Below are 25,656 nucleotides of genomic sequence, written 5' to 3'. Positions count from 1 at the left end.
TTAACTGCCCCCCCACATAGTATGGTTTGACTGTATCCCTTTACCTTGTTATACCAAACAAACCCAGGGCAAGGAGGGGTGACACCATTGAAGGGGAATGAACATCATAGTAAATTTTTGTTGACGCATCGTGAACGCGAAGTATTCGAGCTTCTTGTGCAGGACAAAACTACACGGGATATTGCCGGACTGCTATTCATTAGCGAAAAAACCGTCCGCAATCACATTTCCAATGTAATGCAAAAATTAAACGTAAAAGGCCGTTCGCAAGCGGTTGTCGAGCTGATCAAGCTTGGGGAGCTGAAAATTTAGCTGCCATGCTTCAGAGGTGATGCGTTTAAGCCTTCTCTTATCCTTCGGGATGAGGGGAGGTTTTTTGTTGTTTGCAGGTGATTGTAGTCCGCGAATATTAAGCTTTTTGCGATTTACAGATTGACGGATGGGGCGATTGGTTGTAAAATCTGTGTAAAGTATAAACCTTTAAACTTTTGAAGTGGTTTCGATACTTTTAGTAAAATGTAAAGCTGACGTCCAATGTTCGATTTTTCAGTCAGGCTGTAGGTTGTGGCATGCTGAGTAAATCTTTTTTATTTCTTAAAAAGTTAAATCGTTTAAACTTTCGAGCGTGGAGGCATAGATATTTACATGAATATTCATGATGTAGCCAAGAAGTCGGGGCTCTCTGTAGTGACCGTATCCAGAGTCCTTAACAATTCACCTTCTGTACGTGAAGGCAACAGGCGGAAAGTGCTGCAAGCGATGGAGGAGCTGAACTATCAGCCCAATTCAGCGGCGCGGAGCCTTGTGCGCGGCAAGACTGGAGTCATCGGGATGTCGATTACCAATTTTAACGACTCTTTCTATGACCGCGTGATTCGCGTAGTGAACCGGAAGCTGGCAGAGCAGGGTTATTTCCTGGCCCTGTCGATCGCTGAGAATGACGATGATGGGGTCAACTTCCTGTTCCAGAAGGACCGCGTGGACGGGATTATCCTGTTGTCTCCGCTGGAGGAGAAGGAATACGTGGAGGAGCTGAAGCGCAAGAACATTCCGGTGGTCCTGCTGGATAATCAGTTCGAGCATGAAGATGTTCCAAGTGTGCTCGTTGATAACTATCAAGGGGGGTATGAAGCTGCCGGGCACCTGATCAGCCTTGGACACACCCGGATCGCCTATATCGGCGGCCCGCCCGAGTTCCTCAGTGTAACGGAGCGCAAACGGGGGTACGTTCAGGCGCTGGATGATGCAGGACTATCGCCCTTTGCCACAGAATATTGCGGATTTACGGTAAGCAGCGGTTATGAGATGGCCCAGAGATGGATTCGTGAAGATAAGCTGCCGACGGCCATTTTTTGCGGAGACGACTTTATTGCGCTTGGGGTTGTTCAAGCCCTGCGGGAGGAAGGGATTCGGGTGCCGCAGGATATTTCGGTGGTGGGTTTTGACGATCAGCAGTTTGTCGGTGAATTCTACCCGCGGCTTACGACAGTCCGGCAGCCTGAGGCGCAGATGGGCAACATCGGCGTTGACATCCTGCTGAAGCTGATTCATGGGGAGGTGATTCCGCCTGCGGTAACGAAGCTTGCTCCACAGCTTCTCATTCGTGAATCCACCGCCTCTGTTCGATTAACTTGAGATTAGGAGTGAATGATCTGTGAAGTATTTTTTGGGAGTGGATGCAGGGGGCAGTAAGACCTACGCAATGATTGCAGATGAACAGGGGAAGATTCTCGGTGCAGGCAAGGGCGGGAACGGGAATCATCAGCTGAACCGTGAGCAGGCGGAGAACAGCTTGCAGCAGGCGGTATCGGAAGCCCTTATGGCCTCCGGCCTGACCAGGGACCAGCTGGATCACGCCTGGTTCGGCCTGGCGGGAGCGGACAGGGAAGCCGATTTCCGAATCCTGCGGCCCATCATCAGCCGTCTCGGCCTTCCCCGGACTGAGATTTCCTGTGATACCTGGAACGCCTTGCGTTCAGGGACAGAGAAGAGTTACGGAATCGTGCTGATTTGCGGCTCGGGCGTGAACTGCAGCGGCAAAAATCCGGCGGGTGCGACTTATCAATGCGGCGGATTCGGCTACCGGTTCGGGGATTTCGGTGGCGGCTATGACTTAAGTATGGAGGTCTTCCGCAGTGTCCTCAGGGCGGATGACGGCAGAGGAGAGAAGACGGTCCTCAGCGAGCGCCTAACTGAGCTGCTGGGCTACTCCAACGTCCCGGAGCTGAGGGAGGATTACCTGGATCATTTCAGAGACCTGCCTCCGCAGATTGCGGAGCTGCTGTTTCAGGCGGCAGAGGAAGGGGACCCGGTAGCCAACGGGCTGCTGGTCAAGCAAGGTGATGAGCTGGGTCTGGCGGCGGCATCGGCCATCCGCCGGTTGGGCATGGAGGAGGAGTCCTTCGACATCGTGCTTGCCGGCAGCCTGCTGACCAAGGGAGACCGCCCGGGCATTATCCGGCGGGCGATTGAGGAAAGAGTGAAGCAGGCGGCTCCGAACGGCACATTAAGGATTTTAACCCGGGAGCCAGTGGTGGGGTCGGTCGTTCTGGCGATGGAAAGCAGCGGGCTGCGTGTGAATCACGAGGTTCTTGATCAACTATCACAGGGTAAGGAGGAGCAATATTCATGGAGAACACATTGAAGCTGGTTGTGATCGGAGCGGGGTCATCGTATACACCTGAATTAATTGAAGGGATCATCCTGCATCACCGGGAGCTTCCTGTCTGCGAAATATGGCTGGTGGATATTGAAGAGGGGAGAGAGAAGCTACATACGATTACGGAACTGAGCAAGCGCATGATTGCAGAGTCCGGGCTGCCGGTTACCGTTACGCAGACGCTTGATCGCCGGGAGGCCATTGCGGGAGCCGACTTCGTCTGCACACAAATCCGGGTAGGCATGCTGGAAGCGCGCAAATGGGATGAACTCCTTCCGCTTGAGTACGGTGTCATCGGTCAGGAGACGACAGGTCCCGGAGGAATGATGAAGGGCCTGCGGACCATTCCGGTTATTCTGGATATTTGCAAGGATATGGAGGAGCTGGCCCCCGATGCCTGGCTGCTGAATTTTACGAATCCAGCCGGTATGGTGACTGAAGCGGTTCACAAATATTCATCGGTAAAAAGTGTAGGCCTGTGCAACTCGCCCATCGGGTTTCAAAAGTGGCTCTCCGGGTTCTTCGGACTTCCCATGGAGAAGATCTATGCGGAGTTTGTCGGCATCAATCATCTGCACTGGGTATCCGATGTTGTAATTGACGGAAAAAGCAGGCTGCAGGAGCTCATAGATTATCCCCAGAGCTACAAGGCGGGAAATGTGCCGTTTGACGCCTGGGATCACCGGTTTCTGAATGGTTTGCAGGCGATCCCTTCCTATTATTTGAGCTATTACTATATGACGGATGAGATGCTTGCGGAACAGAAGGAAGCAGCGGCAACAACCGGCTCGCGCGCCGAAGTCGTGAAGAAGGTGGAAGAGGAGCTGTTTGAGCTTTACCGGAACGTAGAGCTGAAGGAGAAGCCGGAGCAGCTCGAGCAGCGCGGCGGAGCCTATTACTCGGAGGCGGCAGTGTTGCTGATGCGTTCCATTCATAATGATTCCCGCGATATCCAGACCCTGAATGTAAGGAATAACGGGATTATTGATTTCTTGCCGGATGATGCTTCGATTGAGGTGAACTGTATAGTCACCAAGCAGGGTCCGCTGCCCATTCCGCTCCGCAAAGTCCCCCAGTCTATGAGAGGCCTGCTGGCTGCCGTCAAGCAATATGAGAGCCTTACGATCGAGGCGGCGGTGCATGGAGACCGGGATGTAGCCCTGCAGGCAATGGTTCATCATCCGCTCATGCCTTCGGTTACTGTGGCAGAACAGCTGCTGGATGTCATGCTGGAGAAGAACAAACCGTTTTTGCCGTTATTTCAATAGAATCGTCCAGAGGAGGCCAAGCGGATGAATACGGCCAAGAAACCGAGCAGGTGGAAGGAATTTAACAGTCAACTGGATTTGCAGTCTATGGTTTGGCCGGGAATTATTTTTGTCTTCATTTTCAGTTACATTCCGATGTATGGCGTGGTTATGGCGTTCCAGCAATACGATATTTTCGGCGGCATGATGAACAGCCCCTGGGTTGGACTGAGGCAATTCAGTATGTTCTTCGAGGCGCCGGAGTTCTGGAATGTGATGCGCAATACCCTTGTGATTAGCCTGCTTAAATTGATTATCTGCTTTCCTGCCCCGATTCTGCTTGCGCTGATGCTGAATGAAGTCGGGCATATGGGCTTCAAGCGCGTGATCCAGACTGTCAGCTACTTACCGTATTTCCTGTCCTGGGTTATCGTATCCGGTTTCGTTTTCTCGCTGTTGTCCGTTGATAACGGAACGGTGAACTATCTGCTGGAACGGTTCAATCTGGTCCAGGAGCCGGTTAACTTCCTTGCGGTACCCAGATACTTCTGGTCCATTCTGGTAAGTGTAAATGTGTGGAAGGAGGTCGGCTTCGGAAGCATTGTCTATCTGGCTGCGATTGCCGGCATTGATCCGACCCTGTATGAGGCTGCATCTATAGACGGAGCAAGCCGTTTTAAACAAATTCACCTGATTACACTCCCCAGCATTACCCCCATTATCGTCATCTTTATGATTCTTGCCATCGGCGGTCTGCTCAGTGCGGGCTTCGAGGATATTCTGCTGCTCGCAACCAATCCGGTGCTGCGCCCTTACTCCGATGTGATCGACACCTATGTGTACCGTGTTGGGATACTCAATGCCAGATTCTCTTATGCGACAGCGGTAGGGCTGTTCAAAGCGGTGATCAGCGTCATTCTGCTGGTGACAGCCAACAAAATCGCCCGCCGGGCAGACGTCAGTCTCTGGTAGCCGCTGCTCATAGCGAATGCTTACGGGTGCAAGTTTTATTGCGAGGTACCGGCTGTAAGTAATACTCCATAAACCTTTTTAGGAGGGGTGAACAATGAGACTAAGCCTGGGCGACAAAGTGATGCAGCGGAGTATTTATATCCTTTTGGCCCTGCTGTCGCTGCTTATGCTATACCCGTTTTGGAATGCGCTTGTCATCTCCCTTAATCTGGGGAGCGATACGGCGCTCGGTGGTGTAACCCTGTGGCCGAGAGCATTTACGCTGGAAAATTATTATATTGTGTTTCAGGATGACCGCCTGCTGAATTCTTTTTGGATCACCATTCTCAGAACGCTCTGCGGCACGGCATTATCCGTCTTCTTCACGGCTCTGTTAGCTTACGGAATGTCCAAGAAGACCTTGGTATTCCGCAAACAATACATGGTGTTCTTCATGATCACAATGTTTTTCAGCGGAGGGCTTATCCCCAGTTATTTACTCATCCGTTCTTTGGGGATGCTGGATACCTTTTGGGTGTTGATTATCCCCGGCATCATCAGCGTCTGGAACATGATTGTCATCCGCACCTTCTTTAGCGCTTTGCCGGAGGGGCTGGAGGAATCCGCCAAAATCGACGGCAGCAGCAACTACGGCATTTTCTTCCGGATCGTGATTCCCGTCTCCGGCCCGGTACTGGCTACGATAGCTTTGTTCACCGCAGTAGGGTACTGGAACGACTGGTTTACAGGAGCAATCTACATTACCGAAGATCACTTGCTTCCTATACAGACCCTGCTGCGGCAGGTGATGAACTCCAACATCATGACCCAGATTGGCTCCTCGAATGCGATCGCGCTGGATCATATGAACCGGAATCGGACGATTACCACGAAGTCACTGACTATGGCTACGATGATGATCGCGACTATTCCGATTATCCTGACCTACCCTTTTCTCCAGAAGTACTTTGTGAAGGGCGTAATGGTCGGTTCATTGAAAGAATAGCAGTCTCCATCTTACGTAGAAAGAAGGAAAAAGAATGCGCAATCGCCTGACATGGGTAGCTCTGTTGCTGACTTCGCTGGTGCTTCTGCTCGCTGCCTGTAGCGGAGGGGGGAATTCCGGCACTTCACAGAACAATCTGAATACCGAGGGTGCTACAGATGACGGCAGCGGGATCAAGCCTGTCACCTTCAGCTTCTATGGGAACTACGACTGGCTTACGACATCACCATGGGGGGAGAATGAGGCGACGAAGTGGATTCAGGAGAACCGCAAGGTTACGGTTGAACCGATCCAGTCGGGAGGAGCGGCCGGAGAAAAGCTGAACACGATGATCGTTGGCGGCGATTTGCCGGATGTCATTTTTACAGACCGGGGATCTTCGGTGGAACGGCTGGTGCAGGCGGGGCAGCTCGTTGCCCTGGATGATTACTATGAGAAGTATCCGAACTTCAAGAAATATGTGAAGGAATCGACGCTGAATCTGCTCCGTTCCGATGACGGGAAAATCTATCAGATCCCGAACTGGTACACCTCCGGGCAATTCGGCAACGGCGGGTGGATGGTGAATAAGGATATATATAACGCACTCGGCAGACCGGCGCTGGAAACCTTCGATGACTTATATCAATATTTGCTAAAGGTGCAAGAGAAGTACCCGGATGTAGTTCCTCTGGAGGTTGGGGAGAAGGGGGCCGGTCTGGAAATTATGTATGGCGGCTTCAAGGAGAACTCTACCAGCAAGTTCGTTACACTCATGGGCTACCCGGACGGCGACAAGCTGTCATCGATTCTGGATGATCCTGCTTATGAGGAGATGGTGCTGTACATCAATAAGCTGTACCGTGAACGGCTGATTACGCAGGACGCACTTCAGCAAACCCAGGATGCGGTCAAGGAAAAGGTCAATACCGGACGGGTAGCCGTCATGGTTGAATCCAACATCACCACGTACGGAGCCGAGGGACACCGGGCACTGACAGCCAGCAATCCGGACAGCGGTTATGAAATTATCTGGCCGGTCCACAAGGCGGGAATAGACAAGACCAAAGTATTTGTAAGCGGCTTTGAGACGCTGGGCTGGAACGTCAGTGTCATTACCAAGCAAGCCAAGGACCCGGAGGCGATCTTCGCTTACTTTGACTGGATTACCGGTCCGGAGGGACAGAAGGTGCTGTTCTTCGGCCCTAAGGGCTTATACTGGGATGAAGAGGATGCGGACGGAGCACCGATCCCGAACGAGAAATACAAGACAACGCCTGCCAACGAGCGTACGGATACGATGCGGAAATTCGAGGACTTTAACTGGGCCGGGAATACGACCTTCATTGATACGGCGAAAATGAGCCTCGAGGCGCTGCTCTCCGCGAACCAGAAATCCTGGGAGACCGTAGCGCAGTCCACAGTGACCTGGAAAACCGCGCTGGACATTACACAATTCGTAAATACCGATCCGCTTCCCGATACGGAGACCGGCATCATCGCCCAGAATATTGCGGATATTTACACCCTTGCCTACGCCCAGATGGTTCAGGCGAAGTCGGACGAAGAGGTGCTGGCAGCACTGGATACCGCCAGAAAAAACACCGAAAAGGCCGGACTGGATAAGCTGCTGGCGTTCAGAACCGAGAAATGGCAGGAGAATGTTAAGAAGATCAACGCTACGAAATAATTCTTGTCATCTAGGTAGCACTGAGTTAAATACGACTATGATGTGGAGGCGAGATTATGGCATTTACGCTGAGATCAAGGTTTATGGCAGTGTTAAGCTTGGTGTTGGTTTCTTCGGTAGCGGGTGGTTCCCTTCCCCTTCCGGCCCAGGCCGAGGAGCAGAGCAATCCCCCTTTTGAGACGGAAGTGATTGTACGGACCGTGAACCAGTTCAAGAACCTGGCGGATGTCCAGAACTTCATCGCGCTGTCCACAACCTACGGGGTCGATGTCATCAGCATGAACGTGAAGCAGGATGAAGATGATGAGGTTCCGTCCGGCAGTGTATTTTATCAGAGTGATATCGCTCCCATCGCCCAGGGTTACCAGAATTTCGATGCTCTGCAGGCTGTCATTACGGCGGCCCATGCCGCAGGAATCAAGGTTCATGCCTGGATTCCCCAGTTCCACGACCAGCAGGCCTTCCTCGCTCACGATGAATGGCAGATGCAGGCGCTTGTGGACGGGGTTCAGACGCCGTTTACAGGCTCTAACGGCAACGAATATTTCGTCAATCCGGTTCACCATGAGGTTCAGCAGTATGAGCGTTCCATCATTCAGGAAGTGATCGGGAATTATGATGTGGACGGTGTTGTGCTGGACTGGATCCGCTTCGACAATTACAACATGGACGTCAGTGATTACACGGTTGCGAAGTATCAGGCTCAGTTCGGATATTCGCCGCTCAGCATTGACTTTGATACGGATTCGCCGCAGCGCCAGCAGTGGAATGAATGGAGAACCGAACAAATTGGACAGTATGTAGGCGATATCCGTGAGGATATTTCCCAGTCCGCGAATCCGGATGTGCCGCTCGGTGTGTATATTTTGCCGCCGGAGTTCACAGAGGTTGGACAGAATGTTGCCAAGTTCAAGGATGAGATCGACTTCGTTGCACCGATGGCGTACTTCGATGACTGGGAATTCAACAGTGATTGGGTATACAGTACCTCCTACGGCATCCTGAAGGATACGAGCGACCGGATCAGCGGCAGTAATGTGGACATTGTAGCTACCCTGGATAATGACTGGACCGATGATCAATATCAGGAGGTGTATAAAGGCATCCGTGAGAATTATCCGGGCGTGAAGCGCCTGTCGTTCTTTGCCTACGGGGCCTGGCCGGAAGAGGAACTGGCGAACATCCATGAACGGGAGACCTGGCCGACGCCAGGCTGGACGGCTCCGGTAGAGCAGGATTATCCGGCTCAGCTGCCCGCGGTATGGAAGGCGCGGAATATCGGTTCCATGCCGGGGAACGCCACCTACAATGCTTCCAATAAGCAATTTACACTTAGCAGCAGCTCAACGGATATTTGGGGCAATGGGGATCAGCTGAATTATATCTATCAACCCGTGAGCGGCAATGCGGAGATCGTGGTGAAGGTGCAGTCCGCCAGCTGGCTGGATGGCTGGGCCAAGGCCGGTATTATGATCCGGGAGTCGCTGAGTCATAATTCCAGGCACGCGGATATGATGCTAACCCCTGCGAATGGGGCCACCTTCCAGTATCGAACAGAAACTGCGGGCAGTATGGCCGACCATACCGCAGCTGCCTCGGTTCCGAAATGGCTGAAGCTGACGAGAAACGGCAATACGTTCAAAGGGTCCATTTCGGCCAATGGAAGCAGCTGGCAGACGGTCGGAACCATTCAGATCCCCATGAAACATAAAGTGTATATCGGGATTGCCCTCAGTAATCCCGGGAATGATTCGCGGAACAAAGCTGTGTTTGGAAATGTAAAGGTTACGGATTAGGGGGAGAGATGCATATGACTATGCCGCTACAGGAACGGCAGTATTTCTTCCGGGATTACTACGATCAGGGCGAAGAGCTGGTGCTGGAAGGGCAGCAGCTGAGAATTGAGCTGTCTTCAACGTTCTCCATGATTCAGAAATATGAAGGCCCGCTTGTTGCGGATGGCCCGATTAGGATCATTGAACCGCCTGGAGAAGGAGAAGAATCACCTGAGCCGGGCAATATCAGGCTGGAGCTTGAATATGAGGGAGCGCTTAAGGCCGATGGTTACCGGCTGGACATCGGTAAGGACGGCAAAATTACCATTGCTGCCTCCAATAAGAGAGGACTCAGGTATGGGATGGACGCCTTACACCGGCTGCTGAGGGTAGAGGAAGGCAAGTGCCGATTGCCCGTGGCTGCCATTCAGGATGAACCCTCTTTTCCGGTTCGCGGCATTATTGAAGGCTTCTATGGCACACCGTGGAGCTGGGCTGACCGGATCGATGCTGTGCGTTACCTGGCAGCTCATCGAATGAACACCTTCATGCATGCTCCCAAGGATGATCCCTATCATCGTGAGCTGTGGCGTGAGCCTTATCCAGAGGCCATGTTCGAGCAGATTCGTGAGCTGAAGCAGGAATGCGATACGCAGCTGGTGGACTTCTATTATTGTATTAGTCCGGGGAATGATCTGCAGTTTCGTAGTGAGGATGATTTGGCCAGTCTGGAAGCGAAGCTGGGAGCGATGATCGCCATCGGGGTGCGGCATTTCGCCTTGCTGATGGACGACATCGACTACGCATTGTCAGGGGAGAACCTTCATTACCTGGAGCGCTCCGGGCTGGCGCATGCCTATGTGGCCAACCGTATGTATGACTATTTAAGCCGTCAATTGCAGAAGGTCACTCTGGTGATGTGCCCCTCCGAGTATTGGTCCTGCCGGGATAGCGAATATAAGCGGGATATCCGTGAGCAGCTGCATACGGATATCAAGGTATTCTGGACCGGTTCGGCCGTCTTTGCCCGGCAGGTCGGGAGCAGGCAGGCACGGGATAATTACACCTATTACGGACATGAGCTGTGGCTGTGGGACAACATCCCTGTCAATGATGCCGACTACGACCGGCTGTTTCTGGACCCGGTTCGCGGACGTTATTCCCGGCTTGGCCAGACCGGACATCAGGCCGTGGTAGCGAATCCGATGGTTCAGTGGGAATGCTCCAAGATTACACTGAACACCATGGCCGACTATATGTGGAACAGTGAGCGTTATATGCCGGAGCTGTCCTGGGAGCTGTCGGTCCGGGAATTCGCCGGAGAACTGGCAGACGACATGATGTTCTTCTGTAGCCAGAATCTGAACAGCCAGCTCTATAGCGGCGGATATGAGGAACTGAATGAGGCTGTGCGCAGCAAAGATATCCGCAGGCTTGACGCGTATTTCGACCGCCTGGAGAGCGTCTCTTACCGGTTGCTTGAAATGGAGAATTCCAAGTTCAAGCAAGAAGCAGGACCCTGGCTGCACAGAGCGCTTGCGGATGTAGAGCTGTGGAGAGCCTTGCGGCGGAAGGCTGCCGGGACGACGGAACCCGGAGCCGATGAAGAATTACGCGGGCGGGCCGAAGCCGCTCAGGCCTTCGAGGTCCGGCTGGGCAGTGATCCGGCCTGGACAGCCGCTGAGGCTTGGGGATTTGCTGTCCGGGAGGGCAAGAACGGCTACCGGCTGATTTTGGAAGCTGAGGAGGTAATCTAAGCAGCACAACACTGTACAGCTGACGTATAGGCCGTTCGCAACAGGTATTCCTACCGGAATAGGCTTGGAGAGCTGAGAATTTAGCTGCCGTGCTTCAGAGGTGATGTGTTTAAGCCTTCCTTTACCCTTTCGGGTGAGGGGAGGTTTTTTGTTGTTTGCCAGCTCTCAATTTGATTTCAAACTATGCTAAAATGAATTCATTAGAACCACTTTTTTATCGATGGCTACCCGGGAGGTGTGAAAGAATGAAATGGCAGCAAGTAAGAGAATTGTTTCCTGACCAATTTGTTTTGCTTTCCATTCTTGAGTATCGTGAGGAAGATGATAAGAAAATTATAACGGAAGTAGCTCCTATTCGTGCAGTATCTGAGAAGAATGCCAACCAGGAATTTTTCGGCGCCGAACCTGGAAATCTTGTCTATCACACTGCCAATGAGGAGTGCGTTATTCATCTGCGCAGAGACCCATTGATGAGTGTGAGGCGGCGGTCATGAAGATAGCTTATGATGGACAACTTCTGACAATAGATATTTCCGTATGCTACCAAGGGAGAACGCTGCAAATTAAAGATATCATTATTGATACGGGTTCCTCGCATACTGTGTTCAGTCCTGATGTACTCGAAGAGATAGGTGTAACTTATGAAAACGGAGACCCTGTTTATGAAGCATGATATCTTGCGGACCCATGGTTTTATCGTAGATATGCAAAAGATGGAGTTGCGTTCGCATTAATGATATCGCTTCCATTCTTCAATAGTGAATAGACCAAGTGACTGCCGCCGGGAAAGGTGGGCCTCATTTGGTCTTTTTTCAAGCTGGACTAGTCATCGCTGCAAAAATAGCTTTGCATTTGTTAATATAGTGATTATAATCACAAACTAATTCAAGACACATGATAAATTTATAGGATCAAGGGACACCGGGAGGATTTAACATGACAAGATACGAACAACAAAGACAACTGCTGAAATCCAATTTTCATGAATTCAAGCAGATCAAAACGGATAAGATGAAGGGCATCGCGCAGCCGCCGATTGTGAAGCCCTATGATGAAGGATCGCGGATCATCGAATTGCCTGAGGTCAGCCGGGACGTTGTGAGTCAGAACAGTATGGTAGACTGTATCGGGCAAAGAAGGAGCACAAGGTTCTATTCGGCCGACATGCTAAGTCTGGAGGAGCTATCCTATCTACTATGGGCCACCCAGGGCATTACGGGAATGAGCAAGAATGGACTGACTCTGCGGACGGTACCCTGTAGCGGGGCGACCCATACGTTTGAGACCTATCTGCTGATTATGCGGGTGGAAGGCATACCGCAGGGCATCTACCGGTACCTTCCTGTGGAGCACAAGCTGTTATTTATGTTTGAATTAGACCAGCTGGAGCAGAAGATTGATGCGATCACGCTGGATCAGCCCTTTGTCCCCAACTTCGCCAGGAAGGCTGCCGTTCTGTTCGCCTGGAGCACCACCCCATACCGGTCCGAATGGAAATATGATATCTCCGCGCACAAAAAAATTCTCATTGATGCCGGGCATGTCTGCCAGAATCTGTACCTGGCCAGTGAATCCATCGGGGCCGGAGCTTGTGCCATCGGAATCTACGACCAGAAGCTGATTGATGAGGTGCTCGAACTGGATGGCGATGATGAATTTGTAATCTACCTTGGCGCGGTCGGGAAGAAGAGGGACTAGCAGCACATTACCGGTTCTGATTGATATACGCCAGATAATCCACGGCACTCTGATTAATAACATCATCACTCGCCTGGAAGGAAGCGCCGAACACGGCGAAGTAGGGTAGGGCGGTTGCGCCGACATGGATGGCACTGGCCTGGAACGGGGCGATGATCTCCTCTACAGTGAAAGAAACGGACCCGGCTGGCAGGTAGTTTTCCTTTTTATCGCCGATGGTCATCGCTATGCCCAGCTTCTTACCCTTCAGCTTATTTCCGCTCGAGCCGTAAGCCCAGCCGTGAGTGAACACATCGTCGAGCCATTTTTTCAGCAGCGGGGGGTAGCTGTACCAGTATAAGGGGAATTGGAAAATAATCAGGTCGTGCGCCTCCAATAAACGCTGCTCCCGCGGAACATCGATGCTCCAGTCCGGGTATTCCTTGTAGAGCTCGTGGACCGTAACGTCCTCCGGATGCAGCAGCAGCTCTTGTCTCCATCTCCGGTTCACTCTTGAAGCCTCTATATCGGGGTGTGCCATGATTACTAGGGTTGTCATTAGGGATCACCTTTCCGGTGTATAATTTATGTTGTGCAGCTGTTTCTATTATTTTGTAAGCCCCCGAAAATGTAAATACAGACAATGAAGTAACAAGGTTACCTCAAGGTGTGCATTGGAATCGGGTGCCGGATGTGGCAGAATAGTAATCATTAGATCAGCACGTTGTTATGACTGCCGGGGAGGTGCGGGGATGAAGCAATATCATTTAGGGATCGAGGCGACGCTTGAGATTATCGGCGGGAAGTGGAAGTCGCTGATCATATGTATACTGATGTCGGGGACCAAGAGGACCAGTGAACTGCAGCGCAGTATTCCGGGCATCTCGCAAAAGGTTCTGATTCAGCAGCTCCGCGAGCTGGAACGGGACGGGATCATCGGCAGGTTGGTCTATAGTCAAATGCCGCCCAAAGTGGAATATTACATCACCGAGTATGGGATCACAGCCAATGAGATTATTGACCTGATGTGCTCCTGGGGGAGAACCAATATTGCGATCCGCCAGCAGCGGGGCGAGGAAATCATGCTGCTTGATGAGGACTCCGAAGAGTAGAAGAACTGATCTATTGACATTAGTTTGATATCAAACTATAATTCATTTATGGAAACCAGAGATGCTATTTCACTTATATCCAAGATCCGCGAGAAGGTTAACCGGTTCATCGTACAAGAGATGGCGAAGCAGGGAGTAGACGGCATTGCCACCTCACATGGCGATATTCTGTATGCCCTGCTGTCTAAGCACAGACTCACCATGGCCGAGATCTCGGCCCATATTCATAAGGACAAATCTACGGTTACAGCACTTGTCGATAAGCTGGTCCGGCTGGGGCTGGTTACGAAGGAGAGGGATCAGGAGGACACCCGGTACGTATATGTTACTCTAACCGGGAAGGGGAAGGAGCTTGAGCCGGTATTTGAATCGGTCTCCTCTGCGATGCTGAAGCAATTCTACCGTAATATTACGGAAGAGGAGCAGACAATTTTGCTGACAATTTTAATGAAAATCAATCATAATTTCTAAAAAAATTTGTGTGATAGTTTGATATCAAACTAATTGCGGGAAGGACATTACAATGAGAGACTACACTAATGAATTACCGCCGCATACACAGAAATATGTCGGGGAGCATGATCTCTACCTGGAGATTTACAAGGGTGAGGAGGCCCGGGAAGGCCAGAAACAGAAAAATAAGGCACCGCTGCTGTTTGTGCATGGTGCGTATACCGGAAGCTGGATGTGGAGCAAGTACCTTCCCCATTTCATCCGCGAAGGCTGGACCTGTTATGTGATGAATCTGAGAAGTCATTACCGGAGCAGGGTGCTGGATATGACGCAGATTACCTTTGAAGATTATCTGGAGGATATCCATGAGATAGTGCAGTTGATTCAGGCTGAACGCGGAGCTGCTCCTGTCCTGATCGGGTTCAGCATGGGCGGAATCCTTAGTCAAAAGGTAGCGGAGACAACCGCGCTGGCTGGGCTTGTGCTGATTGATTCAAGTCTATGCAGAGAGGTACATGAGGAGGTTCCTTATACGGATATCGTTAAGATAGTGCCGGGTAACGTAGTGCCCGCTCCGGTTCGAGAAGAGGAGATCAGCCTGGATGAGACGGCAGAGGACATAGCGTTTCAGCGGAAATACCTGACGATGGAGTCTGCCAAGGCGTTTCGAACCTTCTCTTATCACTTTGGGGCAGAGGGGGTATCCGTAGACAGCGGGTCCATTACTTGCCCTTGTCTGGTGATCCATGCCGTTAACAGTGATGAAGATGAGCACCGGGGCAGAGCCAATGCAGCGTATTTCCACGCAGCCTACGCAGGGCTTTGGGGCACCACCCATACCGGCCTGCTCGCAGGACAGCGCTATCTGGAAGCGGCACAGACGATCTTGCGGTGGTTAGCAAGATAATGTAGTGTCACAAATAAAAGGCCGCCTGAACCGGGATGCTCCCGTTCCTTAGCGGCCTTAACCTGATAGGTGAATGATGTTCTATATATACATCGAAATGGAAATTAGTGAAATTTGACGGTCTTGATCCGTGATTCCTGTTCGTAAGTAAGCGGGCTCGGTGTTGGCGGTGTGTGCAGGTGCCGGTGTGCGCTGTACTCCATTCTCCGGTAATCCTCTTCTCCTGAAGCCATTCCAGGCTGCCACATTCCGGTTACCCAATTCTTCAGTTCCTTAATCCCTGCCAGCATTGCATTCATCCTCCTTGGCGATGAAATACGGTAATGAAACTCTGGGACATCTATCCTGGTTACGCTTTCATTATAACATGGATAATCAATAAATCAATGTGATGTCCGCCTCTAAAAGACAAATAAATAAGGAATAATGTTGTGATACCTGGGTTTGTGTTTGCATAAGAGATCAATGTCCTTGTGGGGTGGACTGCGCACAGGCAACAAAAAAGCGGCAGCCGGGCAGGGCAGTCGCTTAAAGGTGGGGTGTTATGCAGAAGCAGCTAACCGTTTCATTTCGGCTTCCTGATCTATAGAACGCCGGGCCAGTATATCCAGCGTTGCGTCATGTCCGCGCAGGCTCCGGTCGATCCGCTCCAGAGAATCCCGGCCAGCAACGACTTCGGTGTTGACTTCGGCTACCGCTTGCTGAATAAGCGGAATTAGCTTCGTATCTTCCTTAATGCTTTCGATATCATCCTTGATGGTAAAGATGTCTGCCTTGATGTTTTCAATTTCATCCTTGATGATCACCAGCTCGGCCGTAATTTCAGACTTGAATGCAGCGAATTCTGACTGAAGATTTTTAACATCGGCCTTGAGTCCTGAAATCTCGGATTTGATCCCTGTGATTTCAGACTTCATTCCTGTAACTTCGGATTTAACTCCTGAAATTTCGGATTTTAATTCTGTGATTTCGGACTTCATTCCTGTAACTTCGAATTTAACTCCTGAAATCTCCGATTTTAATTCTGTAATTTCAGACTTCACGCCTTGCAGCTCGGCAAGAATCTGCTGGAGAATTACATCGCTCATAGGGCACAGCTCCTTAGATAGGGTTGGAATAGAACTGCTGCTTGAAGGGGGATACCTGCGGATAGGTACAGGTCATTATAGCATATTTGCGTCATTATTGGGTGCTGCTGTAAAAAGAATTCCATGAACATATTGGACATTAGAAGACTGATATTTAAATTTATAAATATACAAAATAGGACAATGGGTGTACTATGTATGTGAATAAATTCGCATGAAGCGTAACCGATAAGAGATGGGGGAATTAAGATTCATGAAGACAAGAAACTGGAAACACCTTATGAAGCTAGTCGTACTGACTGTTGCTGTCAGCGTGACAGCTGCCGGATGCGGTAACGCAAATCAGGCAGGAAATGCCAAGAATGCAAATACAGGAGCTGCTGCAGCTGCACCTGCTGAGGCTGTTACGATATCGCTGGGACTGCTGCCATCCATCGATGCGATTCCTTTTATTATTGCCCATGAGCAGGGATTCGATCAGAAGCATCAGGTGAACCTGGATATCCAGACCTTCAAGAGCGCGAAGGATCGTGATGTGGCTTTTCAGGCGGGTAAGGTAGATGGACTCAGTGCGGATCTGGTGGCGATCTCAATCTATAATGAAGCAGGACTCGATGTCAAAATCACCAGCACGACCACAGGTGAATTCGACCTGCTGACCGGAAATGATGCAGTGAAAGAGGTTAAGGACCTTAAGGGGAAGACTGTCATCCTGTCCAAGAATACCTCCACCCAGTATACTGTCGCCATGATGCTGAAGCAGGCTGGCCTGACAGAAGCCGACATTACCGTAACGGAAGTGCCGCAGATTCCAACGCGACTGGAGCTGCTTAAGAATAATAAGGCCGATGCGGCTGTATTGCCGGAGCCTTTTGTAACGATGGGCCGCTCTGCCGGTCTGCGCGTTCTCAGCTCGACCCACAGCGCGGGTGTCAATCCGTTTGTGCTGGCTTTTCCGCAGAGTGCCATTGATGCCAAGGGCCAGGGTATCCGCGATATGTATGCCGCTTATGATGAGGCTGTAGACTACATGAAGACGCACGACCAGTCGGAATATATCGACCTGATTATTAAGGAAGTGGGTTATCCGGACACGCTGAAGAATGAGATTAAGGTGCCGGAGTATCTGCCTGCGAACCAGGTGGATGTGAAGGAAGTGGAGGCTGCTTTTGCCTGGGCCCGTGAAAAAGGACTGCTGACCAAAGATCTGGCGGCCGAAGATGTGATCTCCGATGTCCAGTTTAAAAAATAGCGGTCTCCGCATTCATCATCTGCATGTAGCCTACCGGAACGGGCAGCTGGCCCTGGGAGAGATGAATCTGACCCTGCCGGAGCACGGGATTTATACGGTGATCGGCCCCTCCGGCAGCGGTAAATCCACACTGCTGCGGGCCATTGCCGGACTGCTGCCCGGATACGAAGGAGAGCTGCTGTTCAATGGCAGATCTGTTCATGAGAAGGAGACGCTAATCGGGCTGGTGCCGCAGAATTACGGATTGCTGCCCTGGAAGACGGTCCGGGACAACATCCGGATTGCGATGCGGATCGCCCGTCCCGGCGCGGCGGGCCATACAAGACAGGAGCAGGACCGTCAAATTATGCATTGGCTTGAATCTATGGGGATCGCCCGGCTTGCCGGGCGGTTCCCGCTGTCGCTGAGCGGCGGGCAGCAGCAGCGGGTAGCCATTGCCCGCGCTTTTGCCATTCAGCCGACGCTGCTGCTGCTGGATGAGCCGTTCTCGGCGCTTGACGCGATGACGCGGGAAGGGCTGCAGCAGATTTTCATAGATAACTGGCAGGCGCATCCGGCTACCACGCTGTTCGTGACCCACGATGTGGAGGAGGCGATTCTCCTGGGACAGAAGATTATCATCATGCTGCCGGGACAACAGGAGCCGCCGGAGATTCTCGATAACGCTGCTGTATTTGCAATGAAGCATACCGGGAAGCGGGAGAGCGATGAGTACTTCGAGCAGAGTAAGAGAATCCGAAAGGTAATGATGGAGAAATGGTAAAACGACGGCATTTTATTCATCTGCTGCGCCTGCTGCTTGTTTTTGCCGGGATGAATGCGCTCTGGTATATTGCTTATCTGCTAATGAATCATTCCATCCTGCCCAGTCCCGGCGCAGTCTATCAGGCGATGTTTCAGCTGGGGGCCCGTGATGTGGCGCTGAATGTCGGCTACAGTCTGTTGAGGATCTTTGAAGGTGTGCTGCTGGCTCTGCTGCTGGGTCTGCTGGCTGGTCTGCTGATGGGCCGCTCCCCATTCTGGAACCGGGTACTGGACCCTGTCGTCTATCTGACCTATCCGATTCCCAAGATTGCACTGCTGCCGGTGGTGATGCTCTTCTTCGGCCTCGGGGAGACCTCCAAGGTGCTCATGATTATGCTGATCCTGCTGTTCCAGGTCATTATCTCGGTACGTGACGGTGTGAAAGCTATCCCTGAGAGTACCTATGATGTCCTGACAAGTATCGGTGCCAGTCCGCTGCAGAAATTCTGGAATGTGACGCTTCCCGGCGCGTTGTCGGTGATCCTCAGCACGATTCGTATTTCGCTGGGCACAGCGATTTCTGTACTCTTTTTCACCGAGATCTATGGGACGGAGCATGGCATGGGCTTCTTTATCATGGATGCCTGGCTGCGGCTGGATTACCCCGAGATGTATGCCGGAATTATGCTGTTCAGCCTGGTGGGGTTCGTGCTGTTCCTGCTGGTGGATGTACTGGATTACAGATTCATGAAGTGGCGAAGATAGCTGTTTAAGCGGGATGCGATACCTAAGTTTCAAAAAACTCAAAAAAGAAATCGCCCTTTTGGTAAGATGGAAAATCCATTAACCATCAAAAAGGGGCGATTTCTTTTTATTTTTAAGGACCAGCTATTCTTTCTAATAGAGATTATTTGCCGAGCTGCTTGTCGACTTCCTTGACAGGATTCTCGCCGACATTCTCTTCAGTCTTAACACTGCTCAGGAACCAGCCCGTGGCCGCAATGATAATCAGAACCACGTAGAAGGTCAGTTTCCACCAGGTGCTGTGTGCGAAGTCTTCGGACAGTACACCCAGCGAAGGATGGGCCAGGGTGATGACGGCAAGCTTAACGCCAACCCAGCCGACGATGAAGAAGGCAGCAACCTCAAGACCCGGACGGGTGTGAAGCAGCTTGACGAAGAACGAAGCAGCGAACCGCATAATGACGAGACCGATGAAGCCGCCCGCGAAGATCACGAGGAACTGTCCGCCGTCGAGGCCGCCGATGTGACCGATTCCGCTTGGCGGAAGGGCAACAGCCAAGGCTACGGCTGCGAGGATGGAGTCTACAGCAAAGGCAATATCTGCTACTTCAACCTTAAGTACAGTGAACCAGAAGCTGGCTTTCTTCTTATTTACAGCTCCGGGGCTTCCGCTTTCAGCAGCATCTTCCGTGACCGGCTTAGCGAATAGCACTTTTCGGAAGATGTGATTCCCCGCGATAAATAACAGATATAGCGCTCCGATGGCTTGTACCTGCCAGATATCCACCAGATAGGAGATGACGAACAGCGAGCCGAACCGGAAGACAAATGCACCGGCCAATCCGTAGAACAGCGCCTTCTTCCGTTCCTCATCAGGAAGATGTTTAACCATAATTGCCAGAACAAGTGCGTTGTCTGCGGCAAGCAGCCCTTCCAGTGCTACGAGAACGAGCAATACCCATCCGTATTCTAATAATAATCCCCAATCCATTGCTGTTTCCTCCTCAAGTGGTTTAGCTGCTTTTTTGAGAAACTAACGGTGATACCCTTAGTTTAACCAAAAATATATATAAAAAAGACCTTTACCAAACAGATTAGCCTTTGGAATAAAGGTAACCTGGTTGGTAAAGGTCTCGCTAACAATAATCTATTGCCGATAAAACCGGAGAATATCCTCATACTCTCGTATTGACGATTTTATCTAACAGCTACTCCCCTTTACGGGATTATATGAAATTTTGAGTGATTCGTCTCTGGCTAAAAGTATCATATCCGAGTTAAGAGGCGTTGTCAATGTTTTATGAGAACAAATATCATTAGAAAGTGACAGGCCTGAAAAGCCACCCCGGGATTGCCGGTTGTCTGGCGGCGCTGGAGGCCGTAAAATGGATTACAGGGGTAGGGACAACTTATGCGGGCGTAATGCATCGCTTCAGCTCACTCGACTTCGCCTGTTATAGCGTCCGTATTGCCCGTAATCCGAATTGCGCTTGCTGCGGAGAGGGAGGTAAACCGTGAAACGTCTCAAGCTATGTGACACGACACTGAGGGATGGTGAACAGGCGGCTGGAGTATCATTCACGAGGGCGGAAAAGCTGGAAATCGCAAAGTTGCTGTCGGAGAGCGGAGTAGAGCAGGCAGAGGTAGGCATTCCTGCCATGGGCAAGCGGGAGCAGGAGGATATTGCTGCTGTAGCTGAGCTGGGATTACCCATGAAGCTAATGACATGGAACCGCTCGGTCCCCGGGGATATTGACAAGGCCAAGGCGAGCGGTGTGAACTGGAGTCACATCTCCATTCCGGTGTCGGAGATTCAGCTGCAGGGCAAGCTGGGGCTGACGCCCCGCGAAGGTCTGAACAAGCTGCTGCGTACCGTGGAATACGGGCTGCGGCAGGGTATGACCGTATCGACAGGCCTGGAGGACTCTTCTAGGGCGGATATGAATTTCCTGATCGAAGTGGTGAATACCTTGTACAAGGAAGGAATCCGCAGGTTCCGGTATGCGGATACCGTCTCGGCCCATCATCCGGGGCAGATGGCAGACAGGGTGAGCCTGCTGCTGGGTGCAGTGCCTGAGGATGTGGAGCTGGAGGTACACTGCCACAATGATTTCGGACTGGCCTGCGCCAATACCCTTAGCGGCATCGCTGCCGGAGCGGTGTGGGCCAGTACGACAGTGGCCGGGATCGGCGAGCGGACCGGCAATGCGGCCATGGAGGAAGTCGCCATGGCCTGGCGTTATTTGTACGGCGGGGAATGCGCTGTCCGTGCGGACTTGCTCCAGAGCATCGCGGACAAGGTTATTACCGCGTCGGGGCGAAGTGTCGGCGATGCGAAGCCGATTGTGGGGCAGCTTGCCTTCACCCATGAATCGGGGATTCATGTGGACGGGCTGATGAAGGAGAAGTCCACATACCAGTTCCTTGATCCGGCGGAGGTGGGACGGGCCCACCGCTTCGTGCTCGGCAAGCATTCCGGCAGCGGCGGTGTGACGCATGTGCTGGAGCAGCAGGGTCTTGCGGTCAGCGACGAGACGGCCGGACGCCTGCTGGAGAAGGTCCGAGCATACGCAGAAGCCGGCAAAGGCACTGTGCCGGAAGTTATGCTGCTGCAGTGGCTGATGGAAGAGCAGCAGCGAGCGCAGAATGCGGTATAAAGGGTTTACAGGCTGAAGCGGTAATTTTATATGCTGATGTTTAAGCTGCGGCGGTTCTCTATGTGGAGTACTGGCGCGGCTTTTTTTGAGATATAAGAATGTATAGGTTTCACGCTATACATTATCCTTCTATTTCTCGCTGAAACGGTACCGTCCTTTAAAAGGACGGCAAAGCCGTTTCCACTTGAGAGAGATTGGTACCTTATCAGATTTAAAATAGTGGAGCAGACGCCATCCCCCTTCAAATTACATCTTTTTTCCAAGCGGGCCTTGTTCTTCAGGGGCGTTTGGCTTAGCGTAACGGACTGAGGTACTCTTATTTGGGAAGAAAGTCGCCAATTGGGCGAGTAACGGACTCCAAGGACCTTATCCCCTCCAATTCAGCTCCAAAACGACTCGTAGAAGGATGATAAGGTCTCCTGAGTCCGTTAAGCTGCATAAGGTGGCGTTCTCGTGGGAATAAGGTCTTTTCGGTCCGTTAGATTTTTTGGGAGGATAGGGTTTCATTACACGAACCCCTGAGTTTCACAAGCTTATCCACCCTTTTAAATCTGACACTGTACTAGTTTGTCCGGCAATATTATATGTTAGTGGTGGACGGGGGGTGAGAGGGCATAAGTTGTTTTTTTCAAAAATAAATTCCTGCCTACAGGGTGAATGTCCATGCTCTTTATGGGTTAACGGAGTAGGATACATAAAGTCTGTAGGAGGTGTTGAGCATGGGTCTTACCAAACATAAGAGAAAGAAGCGGAGCTGCAAAGATGAGATTGCTGAATGCCCGCTGCCAAAAGTGAAGCGTCCTGTGAGAAAACGGAAGGATAACCAATGCGGCTGCAAGAAAATTATCGTCAAACAGCAAATTGTCCGCGTCAATATACCCTTAGGTGCGCTGGGGGCAGCGGGTGCGGCAGGCGCCTTAAGCGCGGCAGGCGCTGTTGAAGCACTGGGAACGGCGGGTGCCGCAGGTGCAGCAGGTGCGCTCGGCGCTGCGGGCGCAGCCGGAGCGCTGGGCGAACAGGGAACCGCAGGGGCGCTGGGGGCAATCGGCGCCGCAGGAGCACTTGGAGCAGCAGGCGTCGCCGGTGCCGCAGGTGCCCGTGGAGCTGCGGGTGCGGCCGGGCTGTTGGGTGCGGCTGGAGCCGCCGGCGGGCTGGGCGCAGCCGGTACCCAAGGGGCTCTCGGAGCTGCGGGCGCAGCCGGCGCGTTAGGTGCGGCCGGTGCGTTGGGCGGGGTCGGACCGGCAGGTCCGGCGGGCCCTGCCGGGGCAGCGGGAGCTATAGGCCCGGCGGGACCAGCCGGAGCAGCGGGAGCCACAGGTGCGGCGGGACCAGCCGGAGCAACGGGAGCTGCCGGGCCAGCGGGGCCTGCTGGAGCGGCGGGAGCTACCGGCCCTGCGGGGACTGTTGGAGCAACGGGAGCCATCGGCCCGGCGGGGCCTGCTGGAGCAACGGGAGCCATCGGCCAGGCGGGGCCAGCGGGAGCGACGGGTGCAACAGGAGTTGCGGGTCCAGCCGGGGCAACGGGGGCAACCGGTGCCACAGGAGCGGCTGGCGGAATCGCCCAGTTCGGCTACGTATATAACCTCGGTGCGCAGGTAGTGCCGATTGAGGCAGATGTGTCTTTTGATACGAATGGACTGCTTACCCCCGGAATTACACATGCCCCTGGTACAACTACAATTTCGGTGACCAATGCCGGGATCTATGAGGTTAATTTCTCGGTCTCGGGTGTGGAGCCCAGCCAGTTTGCCCTATTCGTGAACGGGGCACAGGTTCCGGGAACAGTCTATGGATCGGGTGCAGGCACCCAGCAGAATACGGGGCAGGCGATCATCGCACTATCATCAGGCGATGTGCTGACACTTCGAAATCATAGTTCGGCAGCTGCGGTTACACTGCAGACGCTGGCCGGAGGGACGCAGGCCAACGTCAATGCATCCATTGTAATTAAGCAGCTGGCGTAGCCGGTTAAGCGGGGGAACCGCAGGATATCGGACGGATTTGTACAGCAGGCAGGAGACCTGATCAGGGAATCCTGCTTTTTATTTTGCGGCAAGGGGATCGAAGGGGCATCTAACGGGATGACTGGAGTGCAGATGCTTTTTAGAATAAATTGTTATTCGGTTCAGCCAGTATGGTTAAGATATATTAATGTCTTACACAACAGGAATCAGGAGCGGAGGGAAACTGAAATGAACCCCAAATGGTGGAAAGAGAGCGTAGTCTACCAGATCTACCCGATCAGCTTCATGGACGCAAACGGCGACGGGCTTGGAGATCTGCGCGGGATCTTATCGAAGCTTGATTACTTGCAGGACCTTGGCGTGGATGTGATCTGGGTCTGCCCGATTTATAAATCCCCGAACCATGACAATGGCTATGATATTAGCGATTATTGCGACATTATGAAGGAATTCGGCACGATGGCGGATTTCGATGAGCTGCTGCGCGAGATGCATTCCCGCGGCATGAAGCTGATGATGGATCTGGTGCTTAACCATACCTCGCATGAGCATCCGTGGTTCATCGAATCCAGAAGCTCGAAGGACAATCCCAAGCGGGACTATTATATATGGCGGCAGGGTAAAAACGGCGGTCCGCCGAACAACTGGGAATCCTACTTCAGCGGCTCGGTCTGGGAGCTGGACCCCCTGACGGACGAATATTATCTGCATTTGTATTCCCGGTTCCAGCCCGATCTCAACTGGGAGAACCCGGCGGTGATCGACAAGCTGCATGAGATGGTAGCGTGGTGGCTCAAAAAAGGAGTGGACGGCTTCCGCTTCGATGCGATTGCCCATATCGTGAAGGCGGAGGGCTACCCGGATGCCCTGAATCCCGGCGGAACGCCAACCGTCCGTGCCTATGACATGTTCTCGAATCTTGACCATGTGCATACGCTGCTGCAGAATCTGCATGATCAGGTGCTCTATTACTACGATATTATGACGGTAGGGGAGACCTCGGGCCTCGGGCCGGAGGAGGCGCTGGATTATGTCGGTGACGGGCGCCGTGAGCTGAATATGACCTTTCAGTTCGAGCATATGAATCTGGATGCCGCCTCACCGGGCAGCGGGAAATGGGATGTCGTGCCCTGGAAGCTGACCGATCTCAAGAGGATCATCACCGACTGGCAGACTGTCCTGCATAACCGGGGCTGGAACGCCAACTATCTGTGTAACCATGACCAGCCGCGCTCGGTCTCGCGGTTCGGCGATGACCTGTTCTACCGGATTCCGTCAGCCAAGATGCTCGCCACCTTCATTCATATGCTGGAAGGCACGCCGTATATTTATCAGGGTGAGGAGATCGGCATGACCAATGTAGCCTTCGAGTCGATCGATGATTACCGGGATGTGGAGACCTTGAACTATTATGAGGAAAAGCGCAACGCCGGTGTTCCCGAAGCCGACATCATGGCTGCTATTCATACTAAGAGCCGCGACAACGCCCGTACTCCGATGCAGTGGGATGATGGGGAGGAGGGCGGGTTCACCACAGGCGTTCCGTGGATCAGGGTCAACTCGAACTCCCGGGAGATCAATGCCGCCAGCAGCGTCAAGGACCCGGACTCCATTTATAACTATTATAAGAAGCTGATCCAGCTCCGCAAAAAGCATCAGGTCATCGTCTACGGTGAATATGGACTGCTGCTGGAGGAGCATCTCGAAATCTATGCCTATACCCGGACGCTGGAGGACCAGCGCCTGCTCGTGATTCTGAATTTCTTCGGGCATGATCCGGTATTTGAGCTGCCGGAGGAATATCAGGCAGCAGAGAAGCTGGAGCTGCTGATCTCCAATTATCCGCCTGCCAAGGAGGAGGACCTGAGGCAGTTGAAGCTCCGTCCTTATGAAGCGCGCGTGTATCTCCAGCGGTTAGATACAGGTTCCGCATAACCAAACCGATAGAGGCGGAGCAGTCCCGGCGTGAGCACCGGGACTGCTGTTTGTTATGC

Annotated in this window: 25 protein-coding genes; 21 read left to right on the top strand and 4 right to left on the bottom strand. The window is 52.3% G+C overall.

Annotated features, from left to right (window positions below):
* The first annotated feature begins 87 nt into the window (after positions 1 to 87).
* From MHH28_RS16295 to MHH28_RS16240, 12 genes are all read left to right on the top strand, one after another.
* Positions 88 to 312: a LuxR C-terminal-related transcriptional regulator gene (locus MHH28_RS16295; RefSeq protein ID WP_019908812.1), complete on the top strand. Its 225-nt coding sequence runs from the start codon at positions 88 to 90 to the stop codon at positions 310 to 312.
* Between the two features lie 333 nt (positions 313 to 645).
* Positions 646 to 1,635, top strand: coding sequence for a LacI family DNA-binding transcriptional regulator (locus MHH28_RS16290; protein WP_405116700.1), 990 nt, complete (start codon positions 646 to 648; stop codon positions 1,633 to 1,635).
* Positions 1,636 to 1,654: 19 nt separating this feature from the next.
* The gene (locus MHH28_RS16285) at positions 1,655 to 2,644 is read left to right on the top strand and encodes an N-acetylglucosamine kinase (protein WP_405116697.1); all 990 of its coding nucleotides are present in this window, start codon (positions 1,655 to 1,657) and stop codon (positions 2,642 to 2,644) included.
* A complete protein-coding gene (locus MHH28_RS16280) occupies positions 2,629 to 3,927 on the top strand; it encodes a 6-phospho-beta-glucosidase (protein WP_405116694.1) in 1,299 nt (432 codons plus the stop codon). The genes MHH28_RS16285 and MHH28_RS16280 overlap by 16 nt, the downstream gene beginning before the upstream one ends.
* A 24-nt stretch (positions 3,928 to 3,951) precedes the next feature.
* Positions 3,952 to 4,878, top strand: a complete 927-nt coding sequence (locus MHH28_RS16275; protein ID WP_341184163.1) for an ABC transporter permease subunit — start codon at positions 3,952 to 3,954, stop codon at positions 4,876 to 4,878.
* Positions 4,879 to 4,972: 94 nt separating this feature from the next.
* Complete coding sequence (locus MHH28_RS16270; RefSeq protein WP_405116692.1) at positions 4,973 to 5,863, top strand: carbohydrate ABC transporter permease; 891 nt, start codon at positions 4,973 to 4,975, stop codon at positions 5,861 to 5,863.
* Between the two features lie 34 nt (positions 5,864 to 5,897).
* Positions 5,898 to 7,532, top strand: a complete 1,635-nt coding sequence (locus MHH28_RS16265; RefSeq protein WP_405116690.1) for an extracellular solute-binding protein — start codon at positions 5,898 to 5,900, stop codon at positions 7,530 to 7,532.
* 56 nt (positions 7,533 to 7,588) lie between these two features.
* Positions 7,589 to 9,328 carry a family 10 glycosylhydrolase gene (locus MHH28_RS16260; RefSeq protein ID WP_405116689.1) on the top strand — a complete coding sequence of 580 codons (1,740 nt, stop codon included), beginning with the start codon at positions 7,589 to 7,591 and terminating at the stop codon, positions 9,326 to 9,328.
* Between the two features lie 14 nt (positions 9,329 to 9,342).
* Positions 9,343 to 11,064 (top strand): beta-N-acetylhexosaminidase family protein, encoded by a 1,722-nt coding sequence (locus MHH28_RS16255; RefSeq protein WP_405116687.1) that lies wholly within the window; start codon positions 9,343 to 9,345, stop codon positions 11,062 to 11,064.
* Between the two features lie 245 nt (positions 11,065 to 11,309).
* Complete coding sequence (locus tag MHH28_RS16250) at positions 11,310 to 11,558, top strand: hypothetical protein (protein WP_405116685.1); 249 nt, start codon at positions 11,310 to 11,312, stop codon at positions 11,556 to 11,558.
* Positions 11,555 to 11,737, top strand: a complete 183-nt coding sequence (locus MHH28_RS16245) for a hypothetical protein (protein WP_405116683.1) — start codon at positions 11,555 to 11,557, stop codon at positions 11,735 to 11,737. Before MHH28_RS16250 ends, MHH28_RS16245 begins: the two co-directional genes overlap by 4 nt.
* 263 nt (positions 11,738 to 12,000) lie before the next feature.
* On the top strand, positions 12,001 to 12,762 hold the full coding sequence (locus MHH28_RS16240) for a SagB/ThcOx family dehydrogenase (protein ID WP_405116680.1): 762 nt from the start codon (positions 12,001 to 12,003) through the stop codon (positions 12,760 to 12,762).
* 7 nt (positions 12,763 to 12,769) lie between these two features.
* On the opposite strand, the gene MHH28_RS16235 is transcribed toward MHH28_RS16240, so the two are convergent.
* Positions 12,770 to 13,300: an NAD(P)H-dependent oxidoreductase gene (locus tag MHH28_RS16235; RefSeq protein WP_405116678.1), complete on the bottom strand. Its 531-nt coding sequence runs from the start codon at positions 13,298 to 13,300 to the stop codon at positions 12,770 to 12,772.
* Between the two features lie 193 nt (positions 13,301 to 13,493).
* Between MHH28_RS16235 and MHH28_RS16230 the strand changes: the two genes are divergently transcribed.
* The 3 genes from MHH28_RS16230 to MHH28_RS16220 are packed head-to-tail and all read left to right on the top strand — an operon-like array spanning position 13,494 to position 15,213.
* Positions 13,494 to 13,853, top strand: coding sequence for a helix-turn-helix domain-containing protein (locus tag MHH28_RS16230; protein WP_341184170.1), 360 nt, complete (start codon positions 13,494 to 13,496; stop codon positions 13,851 to 13,853).
* A 48-nt stretch (positions 13,854 to 13,901) separates the two neighbouring features.
* Positions 13,902 to 14,324 (top strand): MarR family winged helix-turn-helix transcriptional regulator, encoded by a 423-nt coding sequence (locus MHH28_RS16225; RefSeq protein WP_405116675.1) that lies wholly within the window; start codon positions 13,902 to 13,904, stop codon positions 14,322 to 14,324.
* Between the two features lie 52 nt (positions 14,325 to 14,376).
* Positions 14,377 to 15,213: an alpha/beta hydrolase gene (locus MHH28_RS16220; RefSeq protein WP_405116672.1), complete on the top strand. Its 837-nt coding sequence runs from the start codon at positions 14,377 to 14,379 to the stop codon at positions 15,211 to 15,213.
* A gap of 104 nt (positions 15,214 to 15,317) precedes the next feature.
* Here MHH28_RS16220 and MHH28_RS16215 read toward each other — a convergent pair whose 3' ends face one another.
* Both MHH28_RS16215 and MHH28_RS16210 read right to left on the bottom strand, forming a co-directional pair.
* Positions 15,318 to 15,503 (bottom strand): hypothetical protein, encoded by a 186-nt coding sequence (locus MHH28_RS16215; RefSeq protein WP_036723496.1) that lies wholly within the window; start codon positions 15,501 to 15,503, stop codon positions 15,318 to 15,320.
* A gap of 252 nt (positions 15,504 to 15,755) precedes the next feature.
* Positions 15,756 to 16,301, bottom strand: a complete 546-nt coding sequence (locus MHH28_RS16210; protein WP_405116670.1) for a hypothetical protein — start codon at positions 16,299 to 16,301, stop codon at positions 15,756 to 15,758.
* A gap of 280 nt (positions 16,302 to 16,581) precedes the next feature.
* On the opposite strand from MHH28_RS16210, the gene MHH28_RS16205 reads away from it, so the two are divergent.
* The 3 genes from MHH28_RS16205 to MHH28_RS16195 are packed head-to-tail and all read left to right on the top strand — an operon-like array spanning position 16,582 to position 19,062.
* On the top strand, positions 16,582 to 17,553 hold the full coding sequence (locus tag MHH28_RS16205) for an ABC transporter substrate-binding protein (RefSeq protein WP_405116668.1): 972 nt from the start codon (positions 16,582 to 16,584) through the stop codon (positions 17,551 to 17,553).
* A complete protein-coding gene (locus tag MHH28_RS16200) occupies positions 17,534 to 18,316 on the top strand; it encodes an ABC transporter ATP-binding protein (protein WP_405116665.1) in 783 nt (260 codons plus the stop codon). The genes MHH28_RS16205 and MHH28_RS16200 overlap by 20 nt, the downstream gene beginning before the upstream one ends.
* Positions 18,310 to 19,062: an ABC transporter permease gene (locus tag MHH28_RS16195; RefSeq protein ID WP_405116663.1), complete on the top strand. Its 753-nt coding sequence runs from the start codon at positions 18,310 to 18,312 to the stop codon at positions 19,060 to 19,062. Before MHH28_RS16200 ends, MHH28_RS16195 begins: the two co-directional genes overlap by 7 nt.
* Before the next feature lie 142 nt (positions 19,063 to 19,204).
* Here the strand turns inward: MHH28_RS16195 and MHH28_RS16190 are convergent, their stop codons facing one another.
* Positions 19,205 to 20,032: a TerC family protein gene (locus MHH28_RS16190; protein WP_405116660.1), complete on the bottom strand. Its 828-nt coding sequence runs from the start codon at positions 20,030 to 20,032 to the stop codon at positions 19,205 to 19,207.
* A 523-nt stretch (positions 20,033 to 20,555) separates the two neighbouring features.
* On the opposite strand from MHH28_RS16190, the gene MHH28_RS16185 reads away from it, so the two are divergent.
* The 3 genes from MHH28_RS16185 (at position 20,556) to MHH28_RS16175 (ending at position 25,597) form a co-directional block, all read left to right on the top strand.
* Positions 20,556 to 21,698, top strand: a complete 1,143-nt coding sequence (locus MHH28_RS16185) for a homocysteine methyltransferase (RefSeq protein WP_405116658.1) — start codon at positions 20,556 to 20,558, stop codon at positions 21,696 to 21,698.
* Positions 21,699 to 22,417: 719 nt separating this feature from the next.
* Positions 22,418 to 23,662: a BclA C-terminal domain-containing protein gene (locus MHH28_RS16180; RefSeq protein ID WP_405116656.1), complete on the top strand. Its 1,245-nt coding sequence runs from the start codon at positions 22,418 to 22,420 to the stop codon at positions 23,660 to 23,662.
* Between the two features lie 228 nt (positions 23,663 to 23,890).
* On the top strand, positions 23,891 to 25,597 hold the full coding sequence (locus MHH28_RS16175; protein WP_405116654.1) for an alpha-glucosidase: 1,707 nt from the start codon (positions 23,891 to 23,893) through the stop codon (positions 25,595 to 25,597).
* Positions 25,598 to 25,656: the final 59 nt, after the last annotated feature.

Origin of the sequence: Paenibacillus sp. FSL K6-1217 (assembly GCF_045040735.1) — a bacterium.
Lineage (GTDB): Bacteria > Bacillota > Bacilli > Paenibacillales > Paenibacillaceae > Paenibacillus_AQ.
Note: the sequence above shows the minus strand (reverse complement) of the source record. Positions and strands in the feature narration are given on the sequence as shown.

What these genes read in the sequence shown, in the direction of transcription:
- MHH28_RS16280 (WP_405116694.1), top strand. Translation starts at nt 2,629, where the DNA reads ATGGAGAACACATTGAAGCTGGTTGTGATCGGAGCGGGGTCATCGTAT.
- MHH28_RS16195 (WP_405116663.1), top strand. Translation starts at nt 18,310, where the DNA reads ATGGTAAAACGACGGCATTTTATTCATCTGCTGCGCCTGCTGCTTGTT.
- MHH28_RS16265 (WP_405116690.1), top strand. Translation starts at nt 5,898, where the DNA reads ATGCGCAATCGCCTGACATGGGTAGCTCTGTTGCTGACTTCGCTGGTG.
- MHH28_RS16245 (WP_405116683.1), top strand. Translation starts at nt 11,555, where the DNA reads ATGAAGATAGCTTATGATGGACAACTTCTGACAATAGATATTTCCGTA.
- MHH28_RS16205 (WP_405116668.1), top strand. Translation starts at nt 16,582, where the DNA reads ATGAAGCTAGTCGTACTGACTGTTGCTGTCAGCGTGACAGCTGCCGGA.
- MHH28_RS16235 (WP_405116678.1), bottom strand. Translation starts at nt 13,300, where the DNA reads ATGACAACCCTAGTAATCATGGCACACCCCGATATAGAGGCTTCAAGA.
- MHH28_RS16290 (WP_405116700.1), top strand. Translation starts at nt 646, where the DNA reads ATGAATATTCATGATGTAGCCAAGAAGTCGGGGCTCTCTGTAGTGACC.
- MHH28_RS16190 (WP_405116660.1), bottom strand. Translation starts at nt 20,032, where the DNA reads ATGGATTGGGGATTATTATTAGAATACGGATGGGTATTGCTCGTTCTC.
- MHH28_RS16255 (WP_405116687.1), top strand. Translation starts at nt 9,343, where the DNA reads ATGACTATGCCGCTACAGGAACGGCAGTATTTCTTCCGGGATTACTAC.
- MHH28_RS16200 (WP_405116665.1), top strand. Translation starts at nt 17,534, where the DNA reads ATGTCCAGTTTAAAAAATAGCGGTCTCCGCATTCATCATCTGCATGTA.
- MHH28_RS16270 (WP_405116692.1), top strand. Translation starts at nt 4,973, where the DNA reads ATGAGACTAAGCCTGGGCGACAAAGTGATGCAGCGGAGTATTTATATC.
- MHH28_RS16210 (WP_405116670.1), bottom strand. Translation starts at nt 16,301, where the DNA reads ATGAGCGATGTAATTCTCCAGCAGATTCTTGCCGAGCTGCAAGGCGTG.
- MHH28_RS16260 (WP_405116689.1), top strand. Translation starts at nt 7,589, where the DNA reads ATGGCATTTACGCTGAGATCAAGGTTTATGGCAGTGTTAAGCTTGGTG.
- MHH28_RS16275 (WP_341184163.1), top strand. Translation starts at nt 3,952, where the DNA reads ATGAATACGGCCAAGAAACCGAGCAGGTGGAAGGAATTTAACAGTCAA.
- MHH28_RS16240 (WP_405116680.1), top strand. Translation starts at nt 12,001, where the DNA reads ATGACAAGATACGAACAACAAAGACAACTGCTGAAATCCAATTTTCAT.
- MHH28_RS16250 (WP_405116685.1), top strand. Translation starts at nt 11,310, where the DNA reads ATGAAATGGCAGCAAGTAAGAGAATTGTTTCCTGACCAATTTGTTTTG.
- MHH28_RS16220 (WP_405116672.1), top strand. Translation starts at nt 14,377, where the DNA reads ATGAGAGACTACACTAATGAATTACCGCCGCATACACAGAAATATGTC.
- MHH28_RS16180 (WP_405116656.1), top strand. Translation starts at nt 22,418, where the DNA reads ATGGGTCTTACCAAACATAAGAGAAAGAAGCGGAGCTGCAAAGATGAG.
- MHH28_RS16175 (WP_405116654.1), top strand. Translation starts at nt 23,891, where the DNA reads ATGAACCCCAAATGGTGGAAAGAGAGCGTAGTCTACCAGATCTACCCG.
- MHH28_RS16225 (WP_405116675.1), top strand. Translation starts at nt 13,902, where the DNA reads ATGGAAACCAGAGATGCTATTTCACTTATATCCAAGATCCGCGAGAAG.
- MHH28_RS16230 (WP_341184170.1), top strand. Translation starts at nt 13,494, where the DNA reads ATGAAGCAATATCATTTAGGGATCGAGGCGACGCTTGAGATTATCGGC.
- MHH28_RS16215 (WP_036723496.1), bottom strand. Translation starts at nt 15,503, where the DNA reads ATGCTGGCAGGGATTAAGGAACTGAAGAATTGGGTAACCGGAATGTGG.